Source organism: Pseudomonas sp. FH4 (assembly GCF_000510915.2).
Classification (GTDB): domain Bacteria; phylum Pseudomonadota; class Gammaproteobacteria; order Pseudomonadales; family Pseudomonadaceae; genus Aquipseudomonas; species Aquipseudomonas brenneri.
The window spans coordinates 77,314-96,553 of sequence record NZ_AOHN01000006.1 but is presented as its reverse complement, the minus strand read 5'-3'; the positions used below and the strand labels follow the sequence as shown (position 1 = coordinate 96,553).

At 59.9% G+C, this 19,240-nt stretch carries 20 protein-coding genes; 10 read left to right on the top strand and 10 right to left on the bottom strand.

Features of this window, described 5'->3' with window-relative positions:
* Positions 1-119: 119 nt before the first annotated feature.
* Together H097_RS04540 and H097_RS04530 are read left to right on the top strand one after the other, a co-directional pair.
* Entirely contained in the window at positions 120-602 is a 483-nt protein-coding gene (locus tag H097_RS04540; RefSeq protein WP_032857725.1) for a glutathione peroxidase, read from the top strand.
* Positions 603-827: 225 nt separating this feature from the next.
* Positions 828-1,931 (top strand): NADH:flavin oxidoreductase, encoded by a 1,104-nt coding sequence (locus H097_RS04530; protein ID WP_032857722.1) that lies wholly within the window; start codon positions 828-830, stop codon positions 1,929-1,931.
* Positions 1,932-2,395: 464 nt separating this feature from the next.
* Here H097_RS04530 and H097_RS04525 read toward each other — a convergent pair whose 3' ends face one another.
* From H097_RS04525 to cysZ, 3 genes are all read right to left on the bottom strand, one after another.
* The gene (locus tag H097_RS04525; protein WP_032857832.1) at positions 2,396-3,574 is read right to left on the bottom strand and encodes a glycosyltransferase family 1 protein; all 1,179 of its coding nucleotides are present in this window, start codon (positions 3,572-3,574) and stop codon (positions 2,396-2,398) included.
* Between the two features lie 79 nt (positions 3,575-3,653).
* Entirely contained in the window at positions 3,654-4,646 is a 993-nt protein-coding gene (locus H097_RS04520; protein ID WP_032857720.1) for a cytochrome-c peroxidase, read from the bottom strand.
* An 83-nt stretch (positions 4,647-4,729) separates the two neighbouring features.
* Positions 4,730-5,485 carry a sulfate transporter CysZ gene (gene cysZ / locus H097_RS04515; RefSeq protein WP_032857719.1) on the bottom strand — a complete coding sequence of 252 codons (756 nt, stop codon included), beginning with the start codon at positions 5,483-5,485 and terminating at the stop codon, positions 4,730-4,732.
* A 294-nt stretch (positions 5,486-5,779) separates the two neighbouring features.
* Between cysZ and trxB the strand changes: the two genes are divergently transcribed.
* Entirely contained in the window at positions 5,780-6,742 is a 963-nt protein-coding gene (trxB, locus tag H097_RS04510; RefSeq protein WP_032857717.1) for a thioredoxin-disulfide reductase, read from the top strand.
* 185 nt (positions 6,743-6,927) lie between these two features.
* Here the strand turns inward: trxB and H097_RS04505 are convergent, their stop codons facing one another.
* The 5 genes from H097_RS04505 to H097_RS04485 all read right to left on the bottom strand — a co-directional run bounded on the left by H097_RS04505 (position 6,928) and on the right by H097_RS04485 (position 9,338).
* Complete coding sequence (locus H097_RS04505; protein ID WP_032857715.1) at positions 6,928-7,266, bottom strand: HopJ type III effector protein; 339 nt, start codon at positions 7,264-7,266, stop codon at positions 6,928-6,930.
* Positions 7,259-7,555: a DUF1244 domain-containing protein gene (locus H097_RS04500; protein WP_032857713.1), complete on the bottom strand. Its 297-nt coding sequence runs from the start codon at positions 7,553-7,555 to the stop codon at positions 7,259-7,261. Before H097_RS04500 ends, H097_RS04505 begins: the two co-directional genes overlap by 8 nt.
* Positions 7,556-7,578: 23 nt before the next feature.
* The gene (folX, locus tag H097_RS04495; RefSeq protein ID WP_032857710.1) at positions 7,579-7,950 is read right to left on the bottom strand and encodes a dihydroneopterin triphosphate 2'-epimerase; all 372 of its coding nucleotides are present in this window, start codon (positions 7,948-7,950) and stop codon (positions 7,579-7,581) included.
* Positions 7,951-8,005: 55 nt separating this feature from the next.
* Entirely contained in the window at positions 8,006-8,716 is a 711-nt protein-coding gene (gene folM / locus H097_RS04490) for a dihydromonapterin reductase (protein WP_032857707.1), read from the bottom strand.
* A gap of 61 nt (positions 8,717-8,777) precedes the next feature.
* Positions 8,778-9,338 (bottom strand): antibiotic biosynthesis monooxygenase, encoded by a 561-nt coding sequence (locus H097_RS04485; RefSeq protein ID WP_032857705.1) that lies wholly within the window; start codon positions 9,336-9,338, stop codon positions 8,778-8,780.
* A 214-nt stretch (positions 9,339-9,552) separates the two neighbouring features.
* On the opposite strand from H097_RS04485, the gene H097_RS04480 reads away from it, so the two are divergent.
* Positions 9,553-10,512: a MerR family transcriptional regulator gene (locus H097_RS04480; protein ID WP_032857704.1), complete on the top strand. Its 960-nt coding sequence runs from the start codon at positions 9,553-9,555 to the stop codon at positions 10,510-10,512.
* A gap of 2 nt (positions 10,513-10,514) precedes the next feature.
* Here H097_RS04480 and H097_RS04475 read toward each other — a convergent pair whose 3' ends face one another.
* Both H097_RS04475 and H097_RS04470 read right to left on the bottom strand, forming a co-directional pair.
* Positions 10,515-11,120: a hypothetical protein gene (locus tag H097_RS04475; RefSeq protein WP_032857702.1), complete on the bottom strand. Its 606-nt coding sequence runs from the start codon at positions 11,118-11,120 to the stop codon at positions 10,515-10,517.
* A 58-nt stretch (positions 11,121-11,178) separates the two neighbouring features.
* Complete coding sequence (locus H097_RS04470; RefSeq protein ID WP_032857699.1) at positions 11,179-11,646, bottom strand: PAS domain-containing protein; 468 nt, start codon at positions 11,644-11,646, stop codon at positions 11,179-11,181.
* A 128-nt stretch (positions 11,647-11,774) separates the two neighbouring features.
* Between H097_RS04470 and H097_RS04465 the strand changes: the two genes are divergently transcribed.
* The 6 genes from H097_RS04465 (at position 11,775) to H097_RS04440 (ending at position 19,078) form a co-directional block, all read left to right on the top strand.
* On the top strand, positions 11,775-12,230 hold the full coding sequence (locus H097_RS04465) for a flavodoxin (RefSeq protein ID WP_032857698.1): 456 nt from the start codon (positions 11,775-11,777) through the stop codon (positions 12,228-12,230).
* A 244-nt stretch (positions 12,231-12,474) separates the two neighbouring features.
* A complete protein-coding gene (locus H097_RS04460; protein WP_032857695.1) occupies positions 12,475-13,257 on the top strand; it encodes a class II aldolase/adducin family protein in 783 nt (260 codons plus the stop codon).
* The gene (locus H097_RS04455; protein WP_050593305.1) at positions 13,257-14,201 is read left to right on the top strand and encodes an alpha/beta hydrolase; all 945 of its coding nucleotides are present in this window, start codon (positions 13,257-13,259) and stop codon (positions 14,199-14,201) included. Before H097_RS04460 ends, H097_RS04455 begins: the two co-directional genes overlap by 1 nt.
* Positions 14,202-14,382: 181 nt before the next feature.
* Positions 14,383-15,294 (top strand): SDR family oxidoreductase, encoded by a 912-nt coding sequence (locus tag H097_RS04450; protein WP_032857693.1) that lies wholly within the window; start codon positions 14,383-14,385, stop codon positions 15,292-15,294.
* A gap of 595 nt (positions 15,295-15,889) precedes the next feature.
* Positions 15,890-17,680: a DUF1302 domain-containing protein gene (locus tag H097_RS04445; RefSeq protein WP_032857692.1), complete on the top strand. Its 1,791-nt coding sequence runs from the start codon at positions 15,890-15,892 to the stop codon at positions 17,678-17,680.
* A 30-nt stretch (positions 17,681-17,710) separates the two neighbouring features.
* Entirely contained in the window at positions 17,711-19,078 is a 1,368-nt protein-coding gene (locus H097_RS04440; RefSeq protein ID WP_032857690.1) for a DUF1329 domain-containing protein, read from the top strand.
* Positions 19,079-19,240: the final 162 nt, after the last annotated feature.

Below are 19,240 nucleotides of genomic sequence, written 5' to 3'. Positions count from 1 at the left end.
GTCAGTTGAAAAGAAAGGCGCCTTCGGGCGCCTTTTTTGATTGGCGGCTATTCTTGCCGACTTGACGGTTGTAATCTCGAATGGCCGTTACGAAGAATATGGGAAATCTGGAGTTTGTCATGAGTGCTTTCCACGACCTGAAACTCAAAGCCCTGGATGGTCAGGAGCTGCCTCTGGCGCCCTACAAGGGGCAAGTCGTGCTGGTGGTCAATGTCGCCTCCAAATGTGGGCTGACCCCGCAATACGCCGCGCTGGAAAACCTCTACCAGCAATACAAGGACCAGGGGTTTACCGTACTGGGCTTGCCGTGCAACCAGTTTGCGGGGCAGGAGCCGGGAACGGAGGAAGAAATCCGCGAATTTTGCAGCCTCAACTACGGCGTGACCTTTCCATTGGGCAGCAAGTTGGATGTGAACGGTCCTGATCGCCATCAGTTGTACCGTCTATTGGCGGGTGAGGGCGCCGAGTTTCCCGGGGATATCACCTGGAATTTCGAGAAGTTCCTGCTGGGCAAAGATGGGCGGGTTTTGGCGCGGTTCTCCCCGCGCACAGCGCCTGATGACCCCACGATCGTCCAAGCCATCGAAAAAGCCTTGGTCTGACCTACTTAGGAGCCGGCTTGCCGGCGATGGCGCCTGGAAGAACACCTCGGGGTGTCAGGTAGACAACATCACCGTTAACGACCATCGCCAGCAAGCTGGCTCCTACAGTGTTTTGTGTAGCTCCCGGCTTTTGCACCTTAATCACCGCAATCAATAGTGCTACCCAGCCCTCCGCGTGCGCCATATTATCCGCATCATAAAATCCATCTGCCGCGGAGTGCTCCCATGCCTGTCCAAGCCTTGTTCAAACCTTTCCAGCTCGGCGCACTGCAATTGCCGACCCGCGTGGTCATGGCGCCGATGACCCGTTCGTTTTCTCCCGGTGGCGTGCCGAACGCCAAAGTGATCGAGTACTACCGTCGCCGTGCGGCGGCGGGTGTAGGGCTGATCATTACCGAAGGTACGGTGGTGGGCCATCAGGCTTCCAACGGGTACCCGAACGTTCCGCATTTCTACGGTGAAGCGGCATTGGCCGGCTGGAAGAAAGTCGTCGATGCGGTGCATGCCGAAGGTGGCAAGATTGTTCCGCAACTGTGGCACGTGGGTAGCGTGCGGCGCATCGGCACCGAGCCGGATGCCAGCGTGCCGGCCTATGGCCCGATGGAAAAACTCAAGGATGGCAACGTGGTGGTCCACGGTATGACCGTCCAGGATATCAAGGAGGTGATCGCGGCCTTCGCCCAGGCTGCCAAGGATGCCCAACGCATTGGCATGGACGGCGTGGAAATCCACGGTGCCCACGGTTATCTGGTGGACCAGTTCTTCTGGGAAGGCAGCAACCAGCGCACCGATGAATACGGTGGCAGCCAGGCCAATCGTTCGTGCTTTGCCATTGAGTTGATCCAGGCCGTTCGGGCCGCAACAGGTCCTGAGTTTCCGATCATTTTCCGCTTCTCCCAATGGAAGCAGCAGGATTACACCGCGCGTCTGGTGCAAACCCCTGAGGCGTTGGGGGAGTTTCTCAAGCCGTTGTCTGACGCCGGTGTGGATATTTTCCATTGCTCCACCCGCAGATTCTGGGAGCCTGAGTTTGATGGCTCCGAGCTGAATCTGGCGGGCTGGACCCGCAAGCTCACGGGCAAACCGACAATCACCGTGGGCAGTGTCGGCCTGGACGGTGAGTTCCTGCAGTTCATGGTCAACACCGACAAAATCGCACAGCCGGCGAGCCTGGAAAAACTCTTGGAGCGCTTGAACAACGATGAGTTCGATCTGGTGGCTGTGGGCCGGGCGCTGCTGGTGGATCCGGATTGGGCGTTGAAGGTGCGTGAAGGGCGTGAAGGCGATATTTTGCCGTTCAGTCGTGAGGCGTTGACGACCCTGCGATGACGGGTTGCATCGCGGTTGCCCGCCAGTGAGCCGACGATGGGGCGACTCACTGGCAGGCTGCTATTGGAGTCAGCCTGCTGGTGAGATGTTCGGCTTGGTCATATTATTGACGAAAGGTCGATCTGGAGCGCGTTGCGGGTCCCCGAGTTTAGTGCTTCCTGGATTACTCGGTTTATCATATGCGACTTGATTCTGCTGTATGTTTTTTTCCTGTGGGGTGTCTTCGGGAAAGGGGCGGGGCTTGGTATAGGAATCTAAATTCGCCAATGCAGGGGATTGAGTATTGATGTGCATAGATATGAACCTTTTGGCTATGGAGTTTGTTCAAGCTAACCTCGGTATGCACACACGGTGTTTGGCCAGCGCTACCTAGGTCAACGTTCAGTGGCAATAAACAAACTCAGCGTTCCTTGAGATCAGGTAACAAATTGCACGGGCTCAATGATCTGGCAAGTGGCGAGCATTCATGGGGGAAAAGGTAAGGATGGTGCAGTAAAGTGTGCTGCACAGACGCCCCGCAACTGCCTTTCAAACTGTTCGATAATCGCCGGCCAGCCCTGACGGCTGGCGTGTTGCCTAGCGTTGAGTCGTACCCTGCGAAGGAGCTCATGCTCTTCCAGCAACCAACTGGCCGCATCGCAAAAACCATCTTCGTCCCCTGGCATAGCCACCGCACCACTGTAGCCATGGCGGATGTGCTGGGTAGCGGCCGCCTGGTCATAGGCCACCACGCCCAGCCCCGATGCCATCGCTTCCAGCACCACATTGCCAAAGGTTTCGGTGAGGCTGGGGAACAGAAACAGATCCCCGGAGGCATAGTGTCGGGCCAATTCCTCACCGCGTTGCGCCCCGCAGAAAATCGCATTGGGAAGGGCCTTGGCCAGCGCTTCGCGTTGCGGCCCGTCGCCGACGACGATCAGCTTCAAACGACGTTGTGGATAAGTCGCCTGCAACCCGTCGAAGCAGCGTTTGAGCAGCCCCAGGTTTTTCTCCGGCGCCAGGCGCCCGACATGCACGATTGCAATATCTTCATTGCCCAGCCCCCATTGCCCACGCAGGGCATTGTCACGTCTGGCCGGGTGGAACAGTTGGCTGTCGACGCCGCGTGACAACAGGTCCAGGCGCTCGAAGTGGCGGCGCTCCAGCTCCAGGCGCTGGCTGACGCTGGGCACCAGGGTCAGGGTGGAACGGTTGTGGAACCAGCGCAGGTAATGGGTCAGTACCCGGCTGAGCATGCCCAGGCCGTACTGGCTGGAGTACTGCTGGAAGTTGGTATGAAAGCCGCTGACCACGCTGATCCCCAGGCGCCGTGCCGCACGCAGGGCCGACAGGCCCAGTGGGCCTTCGGTGGCGATATACAGCACATCGGGGCGCCGGCGCTTCCAGCGGCGCAGCAGTTTGTGCATTGAGGACTGGCCCCATTGCAGGCCGGGATACCCCGGCAAGGGCCAGCCGCGACACAGCAACAGGCCGTCGTCGCTGGGGCGACTCTGGTCGCCACCCTGGCGCGGGCGCACCAGTTCCACCTGATGCCCACGTGCGCGCAACCCGTCACACAGGCGACCAAGGGTATTGGCCACGCCGTTGATTTCCGGTGGGAAGGTTTCGGTAATCAGGGTGATATTCAGGAAAGCGGTCGTCATGCAGCCAGTGTCGGCGCAGGCCATGTCGTCATTGTGTCATCGCAATGACGGATTTATGACGACAGGACCCGCTACTGGTTTAGTTGAACGGCGTAGGACGCGGGGTCTTGGCCGAGGACGGCGGCAGGATCGGCAGTTTGAAGTCCGGCTGGTCGCCGGTCAGGGTGTCGAGGAACGCGACAATCTGGCTGACCTCATCGGTGCTCAACTTGCGCCCCAGCTGCAGGCGGGCCATGACGTCCACCGCTTCGGTCAGGTTCCAGTAGGCACCGTCGTGGAAGTAGGGGTAGGTCAGGGCGACGTTGCGCAAAGTCGGCACCTTGAACATCATCCGGTCCTGATCCTTGCCGGTCAGGCCCGCCACGCCCTGGGCCGGATTTTTGGTGGCGTAGGGTTCGACCATGCCCATTTTCTGGAAGGTGCTGCCACCGACCGCCTCGCCGTTATGACAGGCCACGCAGCCGATGCTCTTGAACAACTGGTAGCCCTGCGCTGCCGTGGCGCTGATGGCTGTTTTATCGCCCAGCAGCCAGCGGTCGAACGGGGCGTTGGGGGTGACCAGGGTCTCTTCGAAGGCCGCGATAGCGTTGGTTACATCGTCGAACTTGATGCCGCCATCGCCATACACGTTCTTGAACGCGGCCTGGTATTGGGGGATCGAGCGCAGCACGTCCACGGCCAGGTCATGGGTGAAGCCCATCTCGCCGGGGTTGGCAATCGGGCCGCCGGCCTGTTCTTGCAGGTTGGCCGCGCGGCCATCCCAGAACTGCGCGACGCTCATGCTGGAGTTGAGCACCGTCGGTGAGTTGATCGGCCCCTGGTGCCAGTTATGCCCGATGGAGGTGGGCAGATTGTCGCTGCCGCCCATGCTCAGGTTGTGGCATGAGTTGCAGGAAATAAAACCGGACTTGGACAGACGCGGGTCGAAGAACAATTGCTTGCCCAACTCGACCTTGGCGGCGTCAGTGATTTTCGCCGGCTGCACCGGCAGGATCGGCTCGCTGGCGGCTGCGGCCCCCCAGGCCTCACCGCCCAACATCAACCCAAACATCAGCATCAACGGTCTGTACATGGCTTGCTCCCCACAGGCTTATCGTTTTAATAACCATGTGCTCTATGTGGGTAAATCGTCATGATCCAGGTCAATCGAACCGATCAGGGTTTTTCCGCCAGCAGGGTTTCGGCGCCGCGCTCGCGCACCCAGAACAATGTGGCGCCCGCCACCGCCGCCGGCATCATCAGCAGGTTGACCACCGGCACCAGCAGCACCAGGTAGACGATCCCGCCGAAACTCATGCTCTGCCAGCGCTTCTGGCGCAGCCAGGCGAGCATTTCGTTCCAGCCCAGTTTGTGGTTATCGGCTGGGTAGTCGATGTATTGGATCGCCATCATCCATACCCCGAACAGCAGCCACAGGGGGGCGGCGATCAGGTTGACCACGGGAATGAACGACAGGATAAACAGGCCGATGGCGCGTGGCAGGAAGTAACCGAGCTTGCGCATTTCCCGCGCCAGTGTGCGCGGGACCATGGCGAACAGTTCGGCCCAGCTGAAGGCCGGGAAGTCATCGGTACCGCGCACCACCACTTCGACCTTCTCCGCGAGAAAACCATTGAAGGGCGCCGCGATGATATTGGCGAGCATGGTGAAGCTGAAAAACACCATAAAGGCCACCAGCAGCACAAACAGCGGCCACAGGATGTAACTGAGGAAGCTCAGCCAACTGGGTAGCGTCGGCATCAAGGTGTCGACCCATAGACTGAACTGATGACCAGCAAAATAGATCAATCCGACGAACAGTATCAGGTTGATCGCCAGGGGCAGCAGGACAAACAGACGCAGGCCTGGGCTCAAGACCAGTTTCAGGCCTTCGCGCAGGTATTGTGGGCCTGACAGAACGGGGGCGGGCATGGGTAACTCCGGGTAAAAGGGCAAACGCGCCGACCTTACCGGCTTTGCGAAAGTGGTGAAAGCGCGGTCAGCGAGTCGACATTAACGGTAACAAACATGTCGATTAATAGGGGGTACAGAATAGAGACCACCTATGAGCTGGATTGTTATTCCGTATTTCCTTAATCTTGCCCCCCTCTATACGCTGCACCCATTATTTTTCAGGACCTCGCGAGTTCAAGCCTTCCCCAAGTGCTTCGCGGTCCTTTTTTATTCCAGCCGCTCTGTAGTCCGGGCGGTCGATAGGAGTGAGTCATGTCTGATAGCCGTCATTCGCGAGTGATTATTCTCGGTTCCGGCCCTGCCGGTTACAGCGCTGCGGTCTACGCGGCCCGGGCCAACCTCAAGCCGTTGCTGATCACCGGCATGCAGGCGGGTGGTCAGTTGACCACCACCACTGAAGTCGACAACTGGCCGGGCGATGTCCACGGCCTGACCGGCCCGGTGCTGATGGAACGCATGAAAGAGCACGCCGAGCGTTTCGAGACCGAAATCGTCTTCGACCATATCAATGCCGTGGATTTCTCGAAAAAGCCCTACAGCCTGACCGGCGACAGCGGCGTCTACACCTGTGACGCGCTGATCATTGCCACCGGCGCCAGCGCCCGTTACCTGGGCCTGCCTTCGGAAGAAGCGTTCATGGGCAAGGGTGTTTCGGCCTGTGCGACCTGCGACGGTTTCTTCTACCGCAACAAGCCAGTGGCTGTGGTCGGTGGCGGCAACACGGCGGTGGAAGAGGCGCTGTACCTGGCCAACATCGCCAGCACCGTGACCCTGGTTCACCGCCGCGAGACCTTCCGCGCCGAGAAGATCCTGATCGACAAGCTGCACGCGCGAGTTGCCGAAGGCAAGATCATCCTCAAGCTCAACGCTACCCTGGATGAAGTCCTGGGCGACAACATGGGCGTGACCGGTGCCCGCCTGAAAAACAACGATGGCAGCTTCGACGAGCTGAAAGTCGACGGCGTGTTCATCGCCATCGGCCACACCCCGAACACTTCGCTGTTCGAAGGTGTGCTGGAAGCCAAGGACGGTTACCTGGTGGTGAAGGGCGGCCGTGAAGGCAATGCCACCGCGACCAACCTGGAAGGCATCTTTGCTGCTGGCGATGTGGCTGACCACGTTTACCGCCAGGCCATCACCTCGGCCGGCGCCGGTTGCATGGCGGCCCTGGATGCCGAGCGTTACCTCGACGGGTTGAAAGACGTTTCTTGCTAAAACCGTTGAAATAAAAAAACCGGCCAAAAGGCCGGTTTTTTTGTGTGTAACTGGACGAACACCGCAATCTCAATCTGGCAATCCAATCAATGTGGGAGCTGGCTTGCCTGCGACGGCGGTGTGACAGCCACCACCGCCATCGCGGGCAAGCCCGGCTCCCACATTGACCGGGTTTGCAAGCGGGATCAGCGGCGGGTCAAAGGCGGCTGGACAAACTTCACACCCGCCAGGCCATGCTCGATCAATGCGCGGATATTGCCATGGTCATTGCCCTCAGGCGTGGCCAGTACCGAACGGTAATGCTCACCGAACGCCAGCAGCGCTTGCTGGTCGCTCAAGCCCTCCAGCAGCGCCAGGCCCAGGGTCTTGCACGAACCTTCGTTCTGCCCTGCGGCGTTTTCTACGCTGCCATTGGTGAAGGCCTGTGGCTGGTAGTCGTAGCCGGCGGCAATAAAGGCCAGGGTATCGGCAAAGAGGTGTTCGCCGCTGTCGAGGCTGTCGCGCAGGGTGTTCAGGTCAGTCATGGGTTTTTCCTTTGGCAAACGCCGCTTGTTGTTCGGCGCTGGCTTCTTGCTGGTATTGGGCTTTCCACTCGGCGTACGGCATGCCGTAGACCACTTCGCGGGCGTCATCAAGGCTGACCTCGATCTGGCGCTCATCGGCCTCGGCCTTGTACCACTTGGACAGGCAGTTGCGGCAGAACCCGGCAAGGTTCATCAGGTCGATGTTCTGCACATCCTTGCGGCTGTCCAGGTGCGCCACCAGTCGGCGGAAGGCAGCAGCTTCGAGTTCCAGGCGTTGTTGATCGGTCATAGGGTTCACGCAGATTCAGGGGGTTAACGGCTGGCCGCGAGCGTAATCGATACCGACTCGGCAAAGCGCAGCGCATGGGGCTTGTCGACTTCAACCTCGGCATACAGCACCGACTCATTGCTCATCACCAGGTCCAGCAGTTCCTGGGTCAGGCGTTCGAGCAGGGCAAAGCGATTGCCTTCGACGTGGGCGATGATGGCCTTGGTGATGGTGCGGTAGTTCAAGGCGTGGTCGATGTCGTTGTCGCGCACGGCGTCTTGTGCGGCATACAGGATGGTCAGGTTGATCAACACGTCCTGCTTGTTGAGGATCTCATCCTCGTTGATGCCGATAAAGGTGCGCAGACACAGGTCCTTGACCCGGATGCGCGCCATACCTGGTTGAAGTTGTGGCATTGCTACTTGCTCCGTCCAATCAGTTGCAGGAACCCCAGGCGGCTGGCGTTCGGGTTTACTTGACATGCCGCCCGCCGTTGACGGTCAGGGTGGTGCCGGTTACATAAGGGTTGTCCAGCAGGTAACGCACACTCTGGTAAATCACCTCGGGCCCGGGTTCGATACCCAGTGCCGACTTGGCCAGGACCTTGGCACGATAGGCCGCATCGTCGCTGTCGTTGAACATCACCATGGCCGGCGAGATGCCATTGACCTTGATCCGGGGCGCGTATTGGGCGGCGAAGGACAGGGTCAGGCTGTCGAGCCCGGCCTTGGTGGCGCAGTAGGCGATGTGCTGGCGACTGCCCTTGCGGGTGACATCGTCGCTGATGTGCACAATGTCGGCCAGTGTCGAGCGGTGCAACAAGTCTGCACAATGCAGGTTGATCAGGTACGGCGCAAGCATGTGTACGCTGAACATATCGATAAAGGCGTGGGCTTCGTCACCGGGTGTTTCTGCAGCCCAGGTCGAGGCATTGTGGACGATCGCCCGCAGGCTGTCGGTATGGGTCTTGAGTTCGCTGATGAACGCCAGGATACCGGCCTCGCACGAGAAATCGGCAAATACGCCAATCGCGCCACGCTCGCGCAAGGCCTGTACGCCAGGGCGTTCATTGCGATAGCTGAAGATCACCGGTTGGTTGTCGTCCAGCAGGCGCAGGGCGCAGTGCAGGCCGACACGTTGGCCGGCGCCGGTAATCAGGATCGGGGCGGGGGTGACGGTCATGGGAGGCTCGGGTCGCGGGCAAGCTAAAACTATACCAGCGACCGGCCTGTTGCGGATGGGCTCAAACGGTTGCTTCGGCAGGTTTGACCCGTGACGGTGCAGGATTGAGCCAGCCTGCCAGCAGATGGGTCGACAAGGGGATGAACAGATAGACCATCAATGGCGTCAGGGCCAGGGTGCTGACCAGCACGCGACTGAACATGCCCAGCTCGGTCAGCAGCGGTTCAAGGCCAAAGTTGAACAGCAGCGATACCGGGAAAAACGCCAGCCAGATGGCGACGGCCTGTTTCCAGCGCGGCGGGCGCTGGCCCACGGCACCAAACCAGCCTTCCATGCCGCTGACGCGATGCTCCATGGGGTCTGCGAACAACTCGCTGCCACGTCCGAGCCAGGCGCTGCGCGAGGCTGAGAACTCCCAGGCGTGCAGGGTTTTTTCGTCGGCGAAGCGGAAGATGATCTGGAATTCGCCGCCATCGGCCGGCGGTGCAAGCACGCCTGAGCCCAGGTAGCCGGGAAAGTCGGTAGCCAGTTGCTCGCCTTCACGCAGCCAGCTCATCATGTCCTGATAACGACCTTGGGCAGCGCGGCGCGCGACCATCAAGGTGACGGGTAGGGTAGACATTGTGTATCTCCGAATATGTGGGAGCGCTGCACCGGGTAGGTGGCGTCCCTGGCGAAACCGCGGGGTAGGGCGGCTACGCAAAAAAACAGGCAAGGATTATTCCTGATTTGACGAAATACGCCAGCAACATTGGACGGCTGGCCGGATCCCTTGAAAAAGACAGGTAGATAAGCGTTAAATGGGATCCAACTATGCATAAACTTTTGGTTCATTGATGTCTGTAATCACAGCACTCTCCCACGGTCTTGAACAAGGCGACCCGTCCGTTACCGATGAGTTGTTCCCGATTCGTGAAGTCGCAAGATTGACAGGTATCAATCCGGTCACCCTGCGGGCGTGGGAGCGGCGTTATGGTTTGATCCAGCCGGTGCGCACCGAAAGTGGGCACCGGCTGTACACGCAGAAGGACATCGAGACCGTTCATCGAGTTATGGATTGGATCGAGCGTGGTGTGGCGGTCAGCAAAGTTGGCAAAATCCTCGCGCGCGACGATGCTCAGGCCTCTTCCCAGCGCCAGTTGCAGGGCGGCAGCGGTGAACACGAATGGACGCAGTGGCAGCAGCAGTTGCAACTCGCCATTGGCGTTTTTGATGACTTGCAACTGGAACGCCTCTACGGCCAGATTTTTGCGGCGTACCCCGTTGCGGTGGTGTTCCAGGACATCCTGATGCCCTTTTGGCACCAGTTGTTGCGGCATCAGGGGCGTTTCGGCCAAGCCAGCGAATGGCTGTTTTTCGACAGCTTCCTGCGCGCGCGGGTTTCCCAGCGCCTGCAAGTGACCCGCGCAGGTCGCACACCGCAGGTATTGCTGGCGGCCATTGCCGGTGAATGCCGGGAGCTGGAATTGCTGGTCGCAGGGCTCATGTTCAGTGGTGATGAACTGGCTGTTCATGTGCTGAGCGTGGGCCAGCCCCTTGATGAGTTGACGCTGATCTGCGAGAAGACGCGCCCGCAGGCGCTGGTGCTGTTCTCTAACCGTTCACCGACCCAGGAACTGCCCAAGCGCCTGGAACGGTTGGCCCTGACCCTGGAATGCCCGCTGCTGCTGGCCGGTGATGCCGCGGACATGGCCGAGCAGCAACTGGCCGGCAGCGCAATCGGTTGCCTGGGCAATGAAGGACGGTTGATGCAGCGGCGCTTGCAACAGTTTCTTGGTGGAACCCTGGATACCTGAAATCAGGCATGCACTTCGGGGTGGGCCAGGCGATGCTGTTGCAGGATGAACTGGCGCAGGCGTTCGGTTTCATCCACATCGGTCTGGTTCAAGCGGTAGGCAAACAGGCCGCGAGCGGTCTCGCGCTCCAGTGTGCCACGCACCGCAATCCGCTCGTAGCCCGACGGGCTGAACCACATCGAGAACGTCCGTGGTGGTTTGCTGCGGCCCCGGGACTGCACCAGCAGGCCCTTGAACGACACTTCATGCACCCACAACGCACCCGGCTGGCCCCTGACGTTTTCCAGGGCGACCGGCTCTTCGAGCACCAGGCGCCAGGGCCGGATCATCGGCCCGTCCTCGAAAATGCTCGGGACCCCAAGACGCAAGTGCAAGGCATGGAACTCGTCTTCCACCAGTTGCAGTGGAAAGGTCATTTGCTGGTTATCGAATTGTGCCTGGATCGTCACCTGCTCATGGGCTGCAAGCCGCGTGAGCAGGTCACGGATCTGCGCGCCGCCGTTGACCGTCAGGCTCGACGATACATCCCGCACATTCAGTTGCGGGTTGTGGTGCATGCTCTGGATGAACTCCAGCTCGTCCTGCGTCAAAAGCGCGTCGCGTTGCATTGATCTGGCTCAAGGAAAGGCGTGGTAAAAGCGATTATCACTCTAAAGACCGCATTTTCTAAAGTTTGTTAGATCCGCTCGTCGCCCGGAGCGCTGCCAACTGGGCCGTAAGCTCGGCCACCTGGGCTTCCAACTGGGTTACACGCTGCTGGGCCTTGACCTGAGTCGTCACATCTTTTTGTACGCCGACGAAGTAGGTTTGCTTGTCGGCATTGTTGTAAACCGTCGAAAGTGACAGTTCATTCCAGAAGTGCGTGCCGTCCTTGCGGTAGTTGCGCAGGATTTCCCGGCACGCGCCGCCACTGTCCAGGGCTTCGCGAATGGCCATCAGGGCCGGCTGATCGCGGTCGCCCGATTGCAGGAAGCGGCAATCCTGATAAAGGATGTCGTCCAGGGCGTAGCCAGTCAGGCGTTCGAAGGCCGGGTTCACGTAAATCAGTGGCTTGTCCTTGCCTTCCCTTTCTGCCACGACGATCCCGTCGTTGGAGGCGTTGACCACCATTTGCATCAGCTTGGCGTTAATCATCGAGCGATCCATTGCTTGTTTGTGGGCCTGGCAGTGTAAGACAACCCGCCAAGCTTTCCACTGGCTGCTGTTCAATAGTGTGAAGCTGTTAATATCTCAGGTTTTCACTCAACTACAGGATCAGATTGATGAAAGTCGCCATCCTTTCCGGCTCGGTCTATGGCACCGCAGAAGAAGTCGCCCGCCACGCCATGGAGATACTCAACGCCGCCGGTTTCGAGGCCTGGCATAACCCGCGGGCGACCCTGGCCGATGTGCAGGCCTTCGCCCCGGATGCCTTCCTGGCCGTCACCTCCACCACCGGCATGGGTGAGTTGCCGGACAATCTGATGCCGTTGTATTCGACCATCCGCGATCAATTGCCTGGCGCCTGGCGCGGATTGCCGGGGGCGGTGATTGGCCTGGGCGACGCCAGCTATGGCGACACCTTCTGCGGTGGCGGGGAGCAAATGCGTGAGCTGTTTGGCGAGCTGGGCGTACGCGAAGTGCTGCCGATGCTGCGCCTGGATGCCAGCGAAAGCGTCACCCCCGAAGCGGACGCCGAGCCCTGGCTGGCAGACCTGGTCACGGCCCTGCGCGGCTGATCGGGAACTCTCGCAGCAACGCCACGTCCTTGGTCATGCTCGGCGGGGTGTTGCTCCAGTGGTTGCCGCACCTCTATTGGCGTCGCTTCTCTGACGCCACATTGTACGAATCCGAACTATCCTCACGGTTGACCCGCTCGGTCATCAAGCTGGCTGCCAACGCAACTACGGCTTGCCCAAGGTCTGACTAGACTGGCCCTTCACCCCAAAATAATAAGAACACCACAGCGTCGAGGTCATTGCCGTGAGCCTAGCCCCTGTTCAATCGACACAGAGTGTAAAAGACCAGGTCAGCGCTGCCGAATGGCAGACCCGTGTCGACCTGGCAGCCTGCTATCGCCTGGTGGCCCTGCATGGCTGGGATGATCTGATTTTTACCCATATCTCGGCCAAGGTGCCGGGCACCGAAGACTTCCTGATCAATCCGTTCGGGCTGATGTTCCACGAAATCACCGCCTCCAGCCTGGTCAAGGTCGACCAGGCCGGCAACAAGTTGATGGCCAGCCCCTACGAAATCAACCCCGCGGGCTACACCATCCACAGTGCGGTACACGAAGTACGCCACGACGTGGTCTGCGTGCTGCACACCCATACCGCCGCCGGCGTGGCCGTGTCGGCGCAGAAGCAAGGTGTATTGCCCATCAGCCAGCAGTCGCTGTTTGTGCTGTCCAGCCTGGCCTATCACGCCTATGAAGGCGTGGCGTTGAACCACGAGGAAAAGGCCCGCCTGCAAGCCGACCTGGGACCGAACAATTTCCTGATGCTGCACAACCATGGCCTGTTGACCTGTGGCGCGAGCATCGCCGATACGTTCTTGATGATGTTCACCTTCCAGCGTGCCTGCGATATCCAGGTGCTGGCGCAAAACGGCGGAGCCGAATTGATCGCCATCGAGCCGCAGATTCTCGCGGGTGCCAAGGCGATGATTGCCGGCGTGACCAAGAGCGCCCAAGGCATGGGCGGCGCGCTGGCCTGGCCGGCGCTGTTGCGTAAGCTCGACCAACAAGACCCTGGATACCGACTCTGATGCCGCTGACAGAGATTCCCCTGAGTGCCTGGCGCAAGTGCGGGCAGAGCTTTGTCTTTCGCGGGCAGACCATCCGTTATTGGGTGGCCGGGCAGGGTGAGCCATTGCTGCTGATCCACGGTTTCCCCAGTGCCAGTTGGGATTGGCATTACCTCTGGCAACCCCTGGCCCAGCGCAACCAGGTGATCGCCTGCGACATGCTCGGCTTCGGCGACTCGGCCAAGCCTCTGGATCACACCTATTGCCTGCTGGAACAGGCTGACCTGCAACAGGCCCTGCTGGCCCATTTGCGGGTGCGGCAGCCGGTGCATGTCATGGCCCATGACTACGGCGACAGTGTGGCCCAGGAACTGCTCGCCCGGCACTACGAGGGCAGGTTCCAACTGGCCAGTTGTGTATTTCTCAATGGCGGGTTGTTCCCCGAGACCCATCGTGCGGCGCTGGTGCAAAAACTGTTGCTCAGCCCCTTGGGGTGGATGATCGGTCGCGCCTTTGGGCGCAACGCCCTGGCCGACAGCTTCAAACAGATCTTTGGCCCGGCGACCCGCCCCAGTGAAAGTGCCCTGGATGATTTCTGGAGCCTGATCGAAAACAACGGTGGCCCGCGGATCTTGCACAAACTCATCGCCTACATCCCCCAGCGCCGTCAACAACGCGAGCGCTGGGTGGCGGCCATGCAACGCGGCGAGGTGCCGTTGCGGGTGATCGATGGCGAGGTAGACCCGATTTCCGGTGCGCATATGGTCGCGCGTTATCGCGAGCTGATAGCGGATGCCGACACGGTATTGCTGCCCAATATCGGCCATTACCCGCAGGTCGAAGCGCCGGTGCAGGTGCTCAAGCATTACCTGGCATTTCGCGAGGGCATTGAAAACAACCAAGATCGCCTATGGGAACTGGCTTGTGTGGGAGCTGGCTTGCCTGCGATTCGGGCTCCTCGGTAAATCAGTTGCGCCGAGGTGATGCAATCGCAGGCAAGCCAGCTCCCACATAAGCCAGCTCCTACACGAGCCGATCATCCCCGTACCTTATTGCGCACCATTCACCCCCGCCCGTATTTATTGTGACCAGAAGCCCCGTGCCCGACACTCAGCCCATCGTCCACTGTCTTTGCTGGAGTTCCCTATGAGTGAGTCTGTGCAGTTCCAAGATAAAGTCGTGATCGTCACCGGTGCCGGTGGCGGTTTGGGTCGTGCCCATGCGCTGTTGTTCGCCAGGCACGGGGCCAAAGTATTGGTCAACGACCTTGGTGGCTCGACTCAGGGCGAAGGCGCCAATGCGTCGGCCGCCGACCGTGTGGTGGCCGAGATTCGCGAGGCCGGCGGGATTGCCGAGGCCAACCATGATTCGGTGACCGACGGCGAAAAGATCGTGCAACACGCCCTCGATGTGTTTGGCCGCATCGACGTGGTGGTGAACAACGCCGGGATCCTGCGCGACAAGACCTTCCATAAAATGGAAGACGGCGACTGGGACCTGGTTTACCGGGTGCACGTCGAAGGCGCCTACAAAGTGACCCGCGCCGCCTGGCCGCACATGCGCGAGCAAGGCTACGGCCGGGTGATCTTCACGGCGTCCACTTCCGGCATCTACGGCAACTTCGGCCAGTCCAACTACGGCATGGCCAAGCTTGGCCTGTATGGCCTGACCCGGACCCTGGCGCTGGAAGGGCGCAAGAACAACATCCTGGTCAATGCCATCGCGCCCACTGGCGGTACGCGCATGACCGAAGGCCTGATCCCGCCACAAGTGTTCGAACGCCTCAAGCCCGAGTTGGTCAGCCCGCTGGTGGTGTTCCTGGGCAGCGAGGCGTGCCAGGAAACTTCCGGGTTGTTTGAAGTGGGCGGCGGCTGGATCGGCAAGACCCGTTGGGAGCGCAGCCTGGGCGTAGGCTTTGACCCCGAGGCTGGCTTCTCGCCAGATGACGTGGCGGTGCACTGGCAGCAGATCTGCGACTTTGAAGGCGCGGCCCATCCCAAGGACAACATCGAAGCCTTAAAGGAGATGATGGACAACCTGCAGAAATACAGCCTGTGATCGTTACCTGAAAAACATTCAATCCTGCGGGGCGCTGATGGCGCCCCGTTTTATTTCAGGCATAAAAAAGGCCGCTGCATCAGCAGCGGCCGAAGTAAGACGTTGGATCAAGGAGCTACAAATCAACGTCAGTGAACACGGGTAACAGACTGAAAATACGCTTCAATCTGTTGAAGACTGGCTTCCAGGAAACACATGGTTTGTTCTGAAAGTTCGGTAAGAATAGTCCCTTGTAACGGAATGAAAAATACTGATTCAGGACAAGGACTGTTACCAAAACAACAACAGTGCCTGCCCCCTGTAGGAGCGAGCTTGCTCGCGAAAAACTTCAGGGCGCCGCGTTAAACCAGGCAAAACGCGTCATCGTTAACGTTCTTCGCGAGCAAGCTCGCTCCTACAGGGGGCGGGAGGGAGAGGGGGTTATCCATTCTCTTGATAGCGCTTCATCCACTGCGTCGATAGGCCCGCCAATACCCACGCTAGAGCCTGTGTTAATCCTTTCGAGCGACAAAACGAATACCTCCTTGGTGCGCTTATCGCTCCTGATGGCGGGCAGTAGGGTGGGGCCTTCTGTCACACCACCCTAGGAAGACGCATGACAAAAACAACAATGCGCGCCATCTTCAGGCCACAGGCGCTGGCCGCTGCGGTTGCTTTGGGTTGCTGCGTTCAGGCGCAGGCTGTTTCATTCAACATCGGCGAGATCGAAGGGCAATTCGACTCGTCGCTGTCGGTTGGTGCCAGTTGGGGCATGCGCGATGCCGATCGCAAGCTGGTGGGCACGGTCAATGGCGGCAGTGGCCAGGCTTCCACTGGGGATGATGGGCGCCAGAACTTCAAGAAGGGCGAGACGTTCTCGAAAATCTTCAAGGGCCTGCACGACCTGGAGCTCAAGTACGGCGACACCGGTGTGTTTGTGCGGGGCAAATACTGGTACGACTTCGAGCTCAAGGACGAAGACCGCGAGTTCAAGCCGATCAGCGACCACAACCGCAAGGAAGGCTCCAAATCCAGCGGTGCGCAGATCCTCGATGCCTTCGTCTATCACAACTATTCCCTGGGGGACCTGCCGGGCACCGTGCGCGCCGGTAAACAGGTGGTCAGTTGGGGCGAAAGTACCTTCATCGGCAACTCCATCAACAGCATCAACCCCATCGACGTCTCGGCCTTTCGTCGTCCGGGCGCCGAGATCAAGGAGGGCCTGATTCCAGTCAACATGCTGTTCGCGTCCCAGGGCCTGACCAACCAACTGACCGTGGAAGGTTTCTACCAGTTGGAATGGGACCAGACCGTGCTGGACAACTGCGGCACCTTCTTTGGAGGTGACGTGGCGGCCGATGGCTGCACCGACAACTACACCGTCGGCAGCCCGGCGATCCGTCCGCTGCAACCGGTGGCCGCCGCGTTCGGCCAGGGTTTTGGGGTGACCAATGAAGGGGTGATCGTGCGCCGCGCCGCCGACCGTGATGCACGGGATTCCGGGCAGTTCGGCATGGCCTTGCGCTGGCTTGGCGATGACACCGAGTACGGCCTGTACTTTATGAACTACCACAGCCGCACGCCGACCGTGGGCACCCTCACGGCCAACACTAACCTTGCGACCATCGGCAATATCATCAACGCGGCCAACGGCATTGCCCCCGGCAGCGGCGCCGGCCTGGCGCAGAGCGTGATGCTCGGACGCGGCCAGTACTACCTGGAGTACCCGGAAGACATTCGCCTGTACGGCGCCAGCTTCTCCACGACCCTGCCCACCGGCACGGCCTGGACCGGGGAAATCAGCTACCGCCCCAACGCCCCCGTGCAACTCAACACCACGGACCTGACCCTGGCCCTGGTCAATCCAATTGCCGGCAACGCCGCCTCGCCGATCAAAAGCTCATTCGGTGCCGACAATACGGGCTACCGGCGCAAGGAAATCACCCAGTTCCAGACCACCATGACCCAATTCTTCGACCAGGTACTGGGCGCCGAACGCCTGACCGTGGTGGGCGAGGCGGCCATCGTGCGGGTCGGCGGGCTGGAGAACAAAACCAAACTGCGCTACGGCCGCGATTCGGTCTACGGCCAATACGGCTTTGGTGGTGATACCGATGGCTTCGTCACGGCGACGTCCTGGGGTTATCGCGCCAGGGCGATCCTGGACTACAACAACGTGATCGCCGGGATCAACTTCAAGCCCAACCTGTCCTGGTCCCATGACGTCAAGGGCTACGGCCCCAACGGCCTGTTCAACGAAGGGGCCAAGGCGCTCAGCGTCGGGGTCGATGCGGACTACCGCAACACCTACACCGCGAGCCTGAGCTACACCGACTTTTTTGGCGGTGACTACAACACCCTGACCGACCGCGACTTCCTCGCCCTCAGCTTCGGCGTGAACTTCTGATTCGGCTTAAAAAGAACAAGGACAACAACCATGCGTAAGATGATTTTGCAGTGCGGTGTGCTGGCCCTCAGCCTGTTGGCCGCCAACGTGATGGCCGCCGTGTCACCGGAAGAAGCCGCCAAGCTGGGGAGCACCTTGACCCCGATGGGCGCGGAAAAGGCCGGTAATGCCGATGGCTCGATTCCAGCCTGGACCGGTGGCATCCCCAAAAACGCCGGCGCGGTGGACAGCAAGGGCTTTTTGGCCGACCCGTTTGCCAATGAAAAACCGCTGTTCGTGATCACTGCCGCCACCGTCGACAAGTACAAGGACAAGCTGTCGGATGGGCAGGTGGCGATGTTCAAACGTTACCCTGAGACCTACAAAATCCCGGTCTACACCACTCACCGTACGGTCAACCTGCCCGAGGATATCTACGAATCGATCAAGCGCAGCGCACTCAACGTCAAGTCGATCAACGACGGCAACGGCCTGGAGAACTTCACCGGCAACCGTTACTACGCCTTCCCGATCCCGAAGACTGGCGTCGAGGTGTTGTGGAACCACATCACCCGTTACCACGGTGGCAACCTGCGGCGCATCATCACCCAGGCCACCCCGCAGACCAACGGCAGCTACACGCCGATCCGCTTCGAGGAAGAGTTGGCGGTGCCGCAATTGATCCCGGACATGGACCCGGCCAAGGGTGCCAACGTGCTGACCTTCTTCAAGCAGTCGGTCACCGCACCCGCGCGCCTGGCGGGTAACGTACTGCTGGTGCACGAAACCCTCGACCAGGTGAAGGAGCCGCGCCTGGCCTGGATCTACAACGCCGGCCAGCGCCGCGTACGGCGTGCGCCGCAAGTGGCCTACGATGGGCCGGGCACCGCATCCGACGGCCTGCGTACCTCGGATAACTTCGACATGTTCTCCGGCGCGCCAGACCGCTACGACTGGAAGCTGGTGGGCAAGAAGGAAATGTACATTCCCTACAACGCCTACAAGCTCGACTCGCCGTCGCTCAAATACGACGACATCATCAAGGCCGGCCACATCAACCAGGACCTGACCCGCTACGAGTTGCACCGGGTGTGGGAAGTGATCGGCACGGTCAAGCCAAACGAACGGCATATCTACGCCAAGCGCCACATGTACATCGACGAAGACAGCTGGCAGGTGGCGCTGGCCGACCACTATGACGGTCGTGGCCAACTGTGGCGCGTGGCCGAAGGGCATGCGCAGTTCTACTACAACAACCAGATCCCGGCCTACACCGTCGAGACCCTGTACGACATCATCGCCGGGCGCTACATCGCCCTGGGCATGAAGAACGAGGAGAAGAGCAGCTTCGTGGTTGGCTTCAAAGCCAAGGCAGCGGACTACACCCCGGCAGCCTTGCGCGCCTCCGGCGTGCGCTGATTGTGGGAGCGGGCCCGCTCCCACATTTGACCGTGTTTCAGTATTCAGATTTTGTGCCGGGGTTCATTTGAAACCCGGCTTTTTTATGTCCGGCAATCAGCCCGCTGAATACTTCTTCAACAACGCCCATTGACAGGACTACGGTAGACCGCACGCCGCATA

What these genes read in the sequence shown, in the direction of transcription:
- trxB (WP_032857717.1), top strand. Translation starts at nt 5,780, where the DNA reads ATGTCTGATAGCCGTCATTCGCGAGTGATTATTCTCGGTTCCGGCCCT.
- H097_RS04530 (WP_032857722.1), top strand. Translation starts at nt 828, where the DNA reads ATGCCTGTCCAAGCCTTGTTCAAACCTTTCCAGCTCGGCGCACTGCAA.
- folX (WP_032857710.1), bottom strand. Translation starts at nt 7,950, where the DNA reads ATGCCACAACTTCAACCAGGTATGGCGCGCATCCGGGTCAAGGACCTG.
- H097_RS04455 (WP_050593305.1), top strand. Translation starts at nt 13,257, where the DNA reads ATGCCGCTGACAGAGATTCCCCTGAGTGCCTGGCGCAAGTGCGGGCAG.
- H097_RS04540 (WP_032857725.1), top strand. Translation starts at nt 120, where the DNA reads ATGAGTGCTTTCCACGACCTGAAACTCAAAGCCCTGGATGGTCAGGAG.
- H097_RS04445 (WP_032857692.1), top strand. Translation starts at nt 15,890, where the DNA reads ATGACAAAAACAACAATGCGCGCCATCTTCAGGCCACAGGCGCTGGCC.
- H097_RS04440 (WP_032857690.1), top strand. Translation starts at nt 17,711, where the DNA reads ATGCGTAAGATGATTTTGCAGTGCGGTGTGCTGGCCCTCAGCCTGTTG.
- H097_RS04525 (WP_032857832.1), bottom strand. Translation starts at nt 3,574, where the DNA reads ATGACGACCGCTTTCCTGAATATCACCCTGATTACCGAAACCTTCCCA.
- H097_RS04485 (WP_032857705.1), bottom strand. Translation starts at nt 9,338, where the DNA reads ATGTCTACCCTACCCGTCACCTTGATGGTCGCGCGCCGCGCTGCCCAA.
- H097_RS04505 (WP_032857715.1), bottom strand. Translation starts at nt 7,266, where the DNA reads ATGACTGACCTGAACACCCTGCGCGACAGCCTCGACAGCGGCGAACAC.
- H097_RS04475 (WP_032857702.1), bottom strand. Translation starts at nt 11,120, where the DNA reads ATGCAACGCGACGCGCTTTTGACGCAGGACGAGCTGGAGTTCATCCAG.
- H097_RS04520 (WP_032857720.1), bottom strand. Translation starts at nt 4,646, where the DNA reads ATGTACAGACCGTTGATGCTGATGTTTGGGTTGATGTTGGGCGGTGAG.
- H097_RS04500 (WP_032857713.1), bottom strand. Translation starts at nt 7,555, where the DNA reads ATGACCGATCAACAACGCCTGGAACTCGAAGCTGCTGCCTTCCGCCGA.
- folM (WP_032857707.1), bottom strand. Translation starts at nt 8,716, where the DNA reads ATGACCGTCACCCCCGCCCCGATCCTGATTACCGGCGCCGGCCAACGT.
- H097_RS04450 (WP_032857693.1), top strand. Translation starts at nt 14,383, where the DNA reads ATGAGTGAGTCTGTGCAGTTCCAAGATAAAGTCGTGATCGTCACCGGT.
- cysZ (WP_032857719.1), bottom strand. Translation starts at nt 5,485, where the DNA reads ATGCCCGCCCCCGTTCTGTCAGGCCCACAATACCTGCGCGAAGGCCTG.
- H097_RS04480 (WP_032857704.1), top strand. Translation starts at nt 9,553, where the DNA reads ATGTCTGTAATCACAGCACTCTCCCACGGTCTTGAACAAGGCGACCCG.
- H097_RS04470 (WP_032857699.1), bottom strand. Translation starts at nt 11,646, where the DNA reads ATGATTAACGCCAAGCTGATGCAAATGGTGGTCAACGCCTCCAACGAC.
- H097_RS04465 (WP_032857698.1), top strand. Translation starts at nt 11,775, where the DNA reads ATGAAAGTCGCCATCCTTTCCGGCTCGGTCTATGGCACCGCAGAAGAA.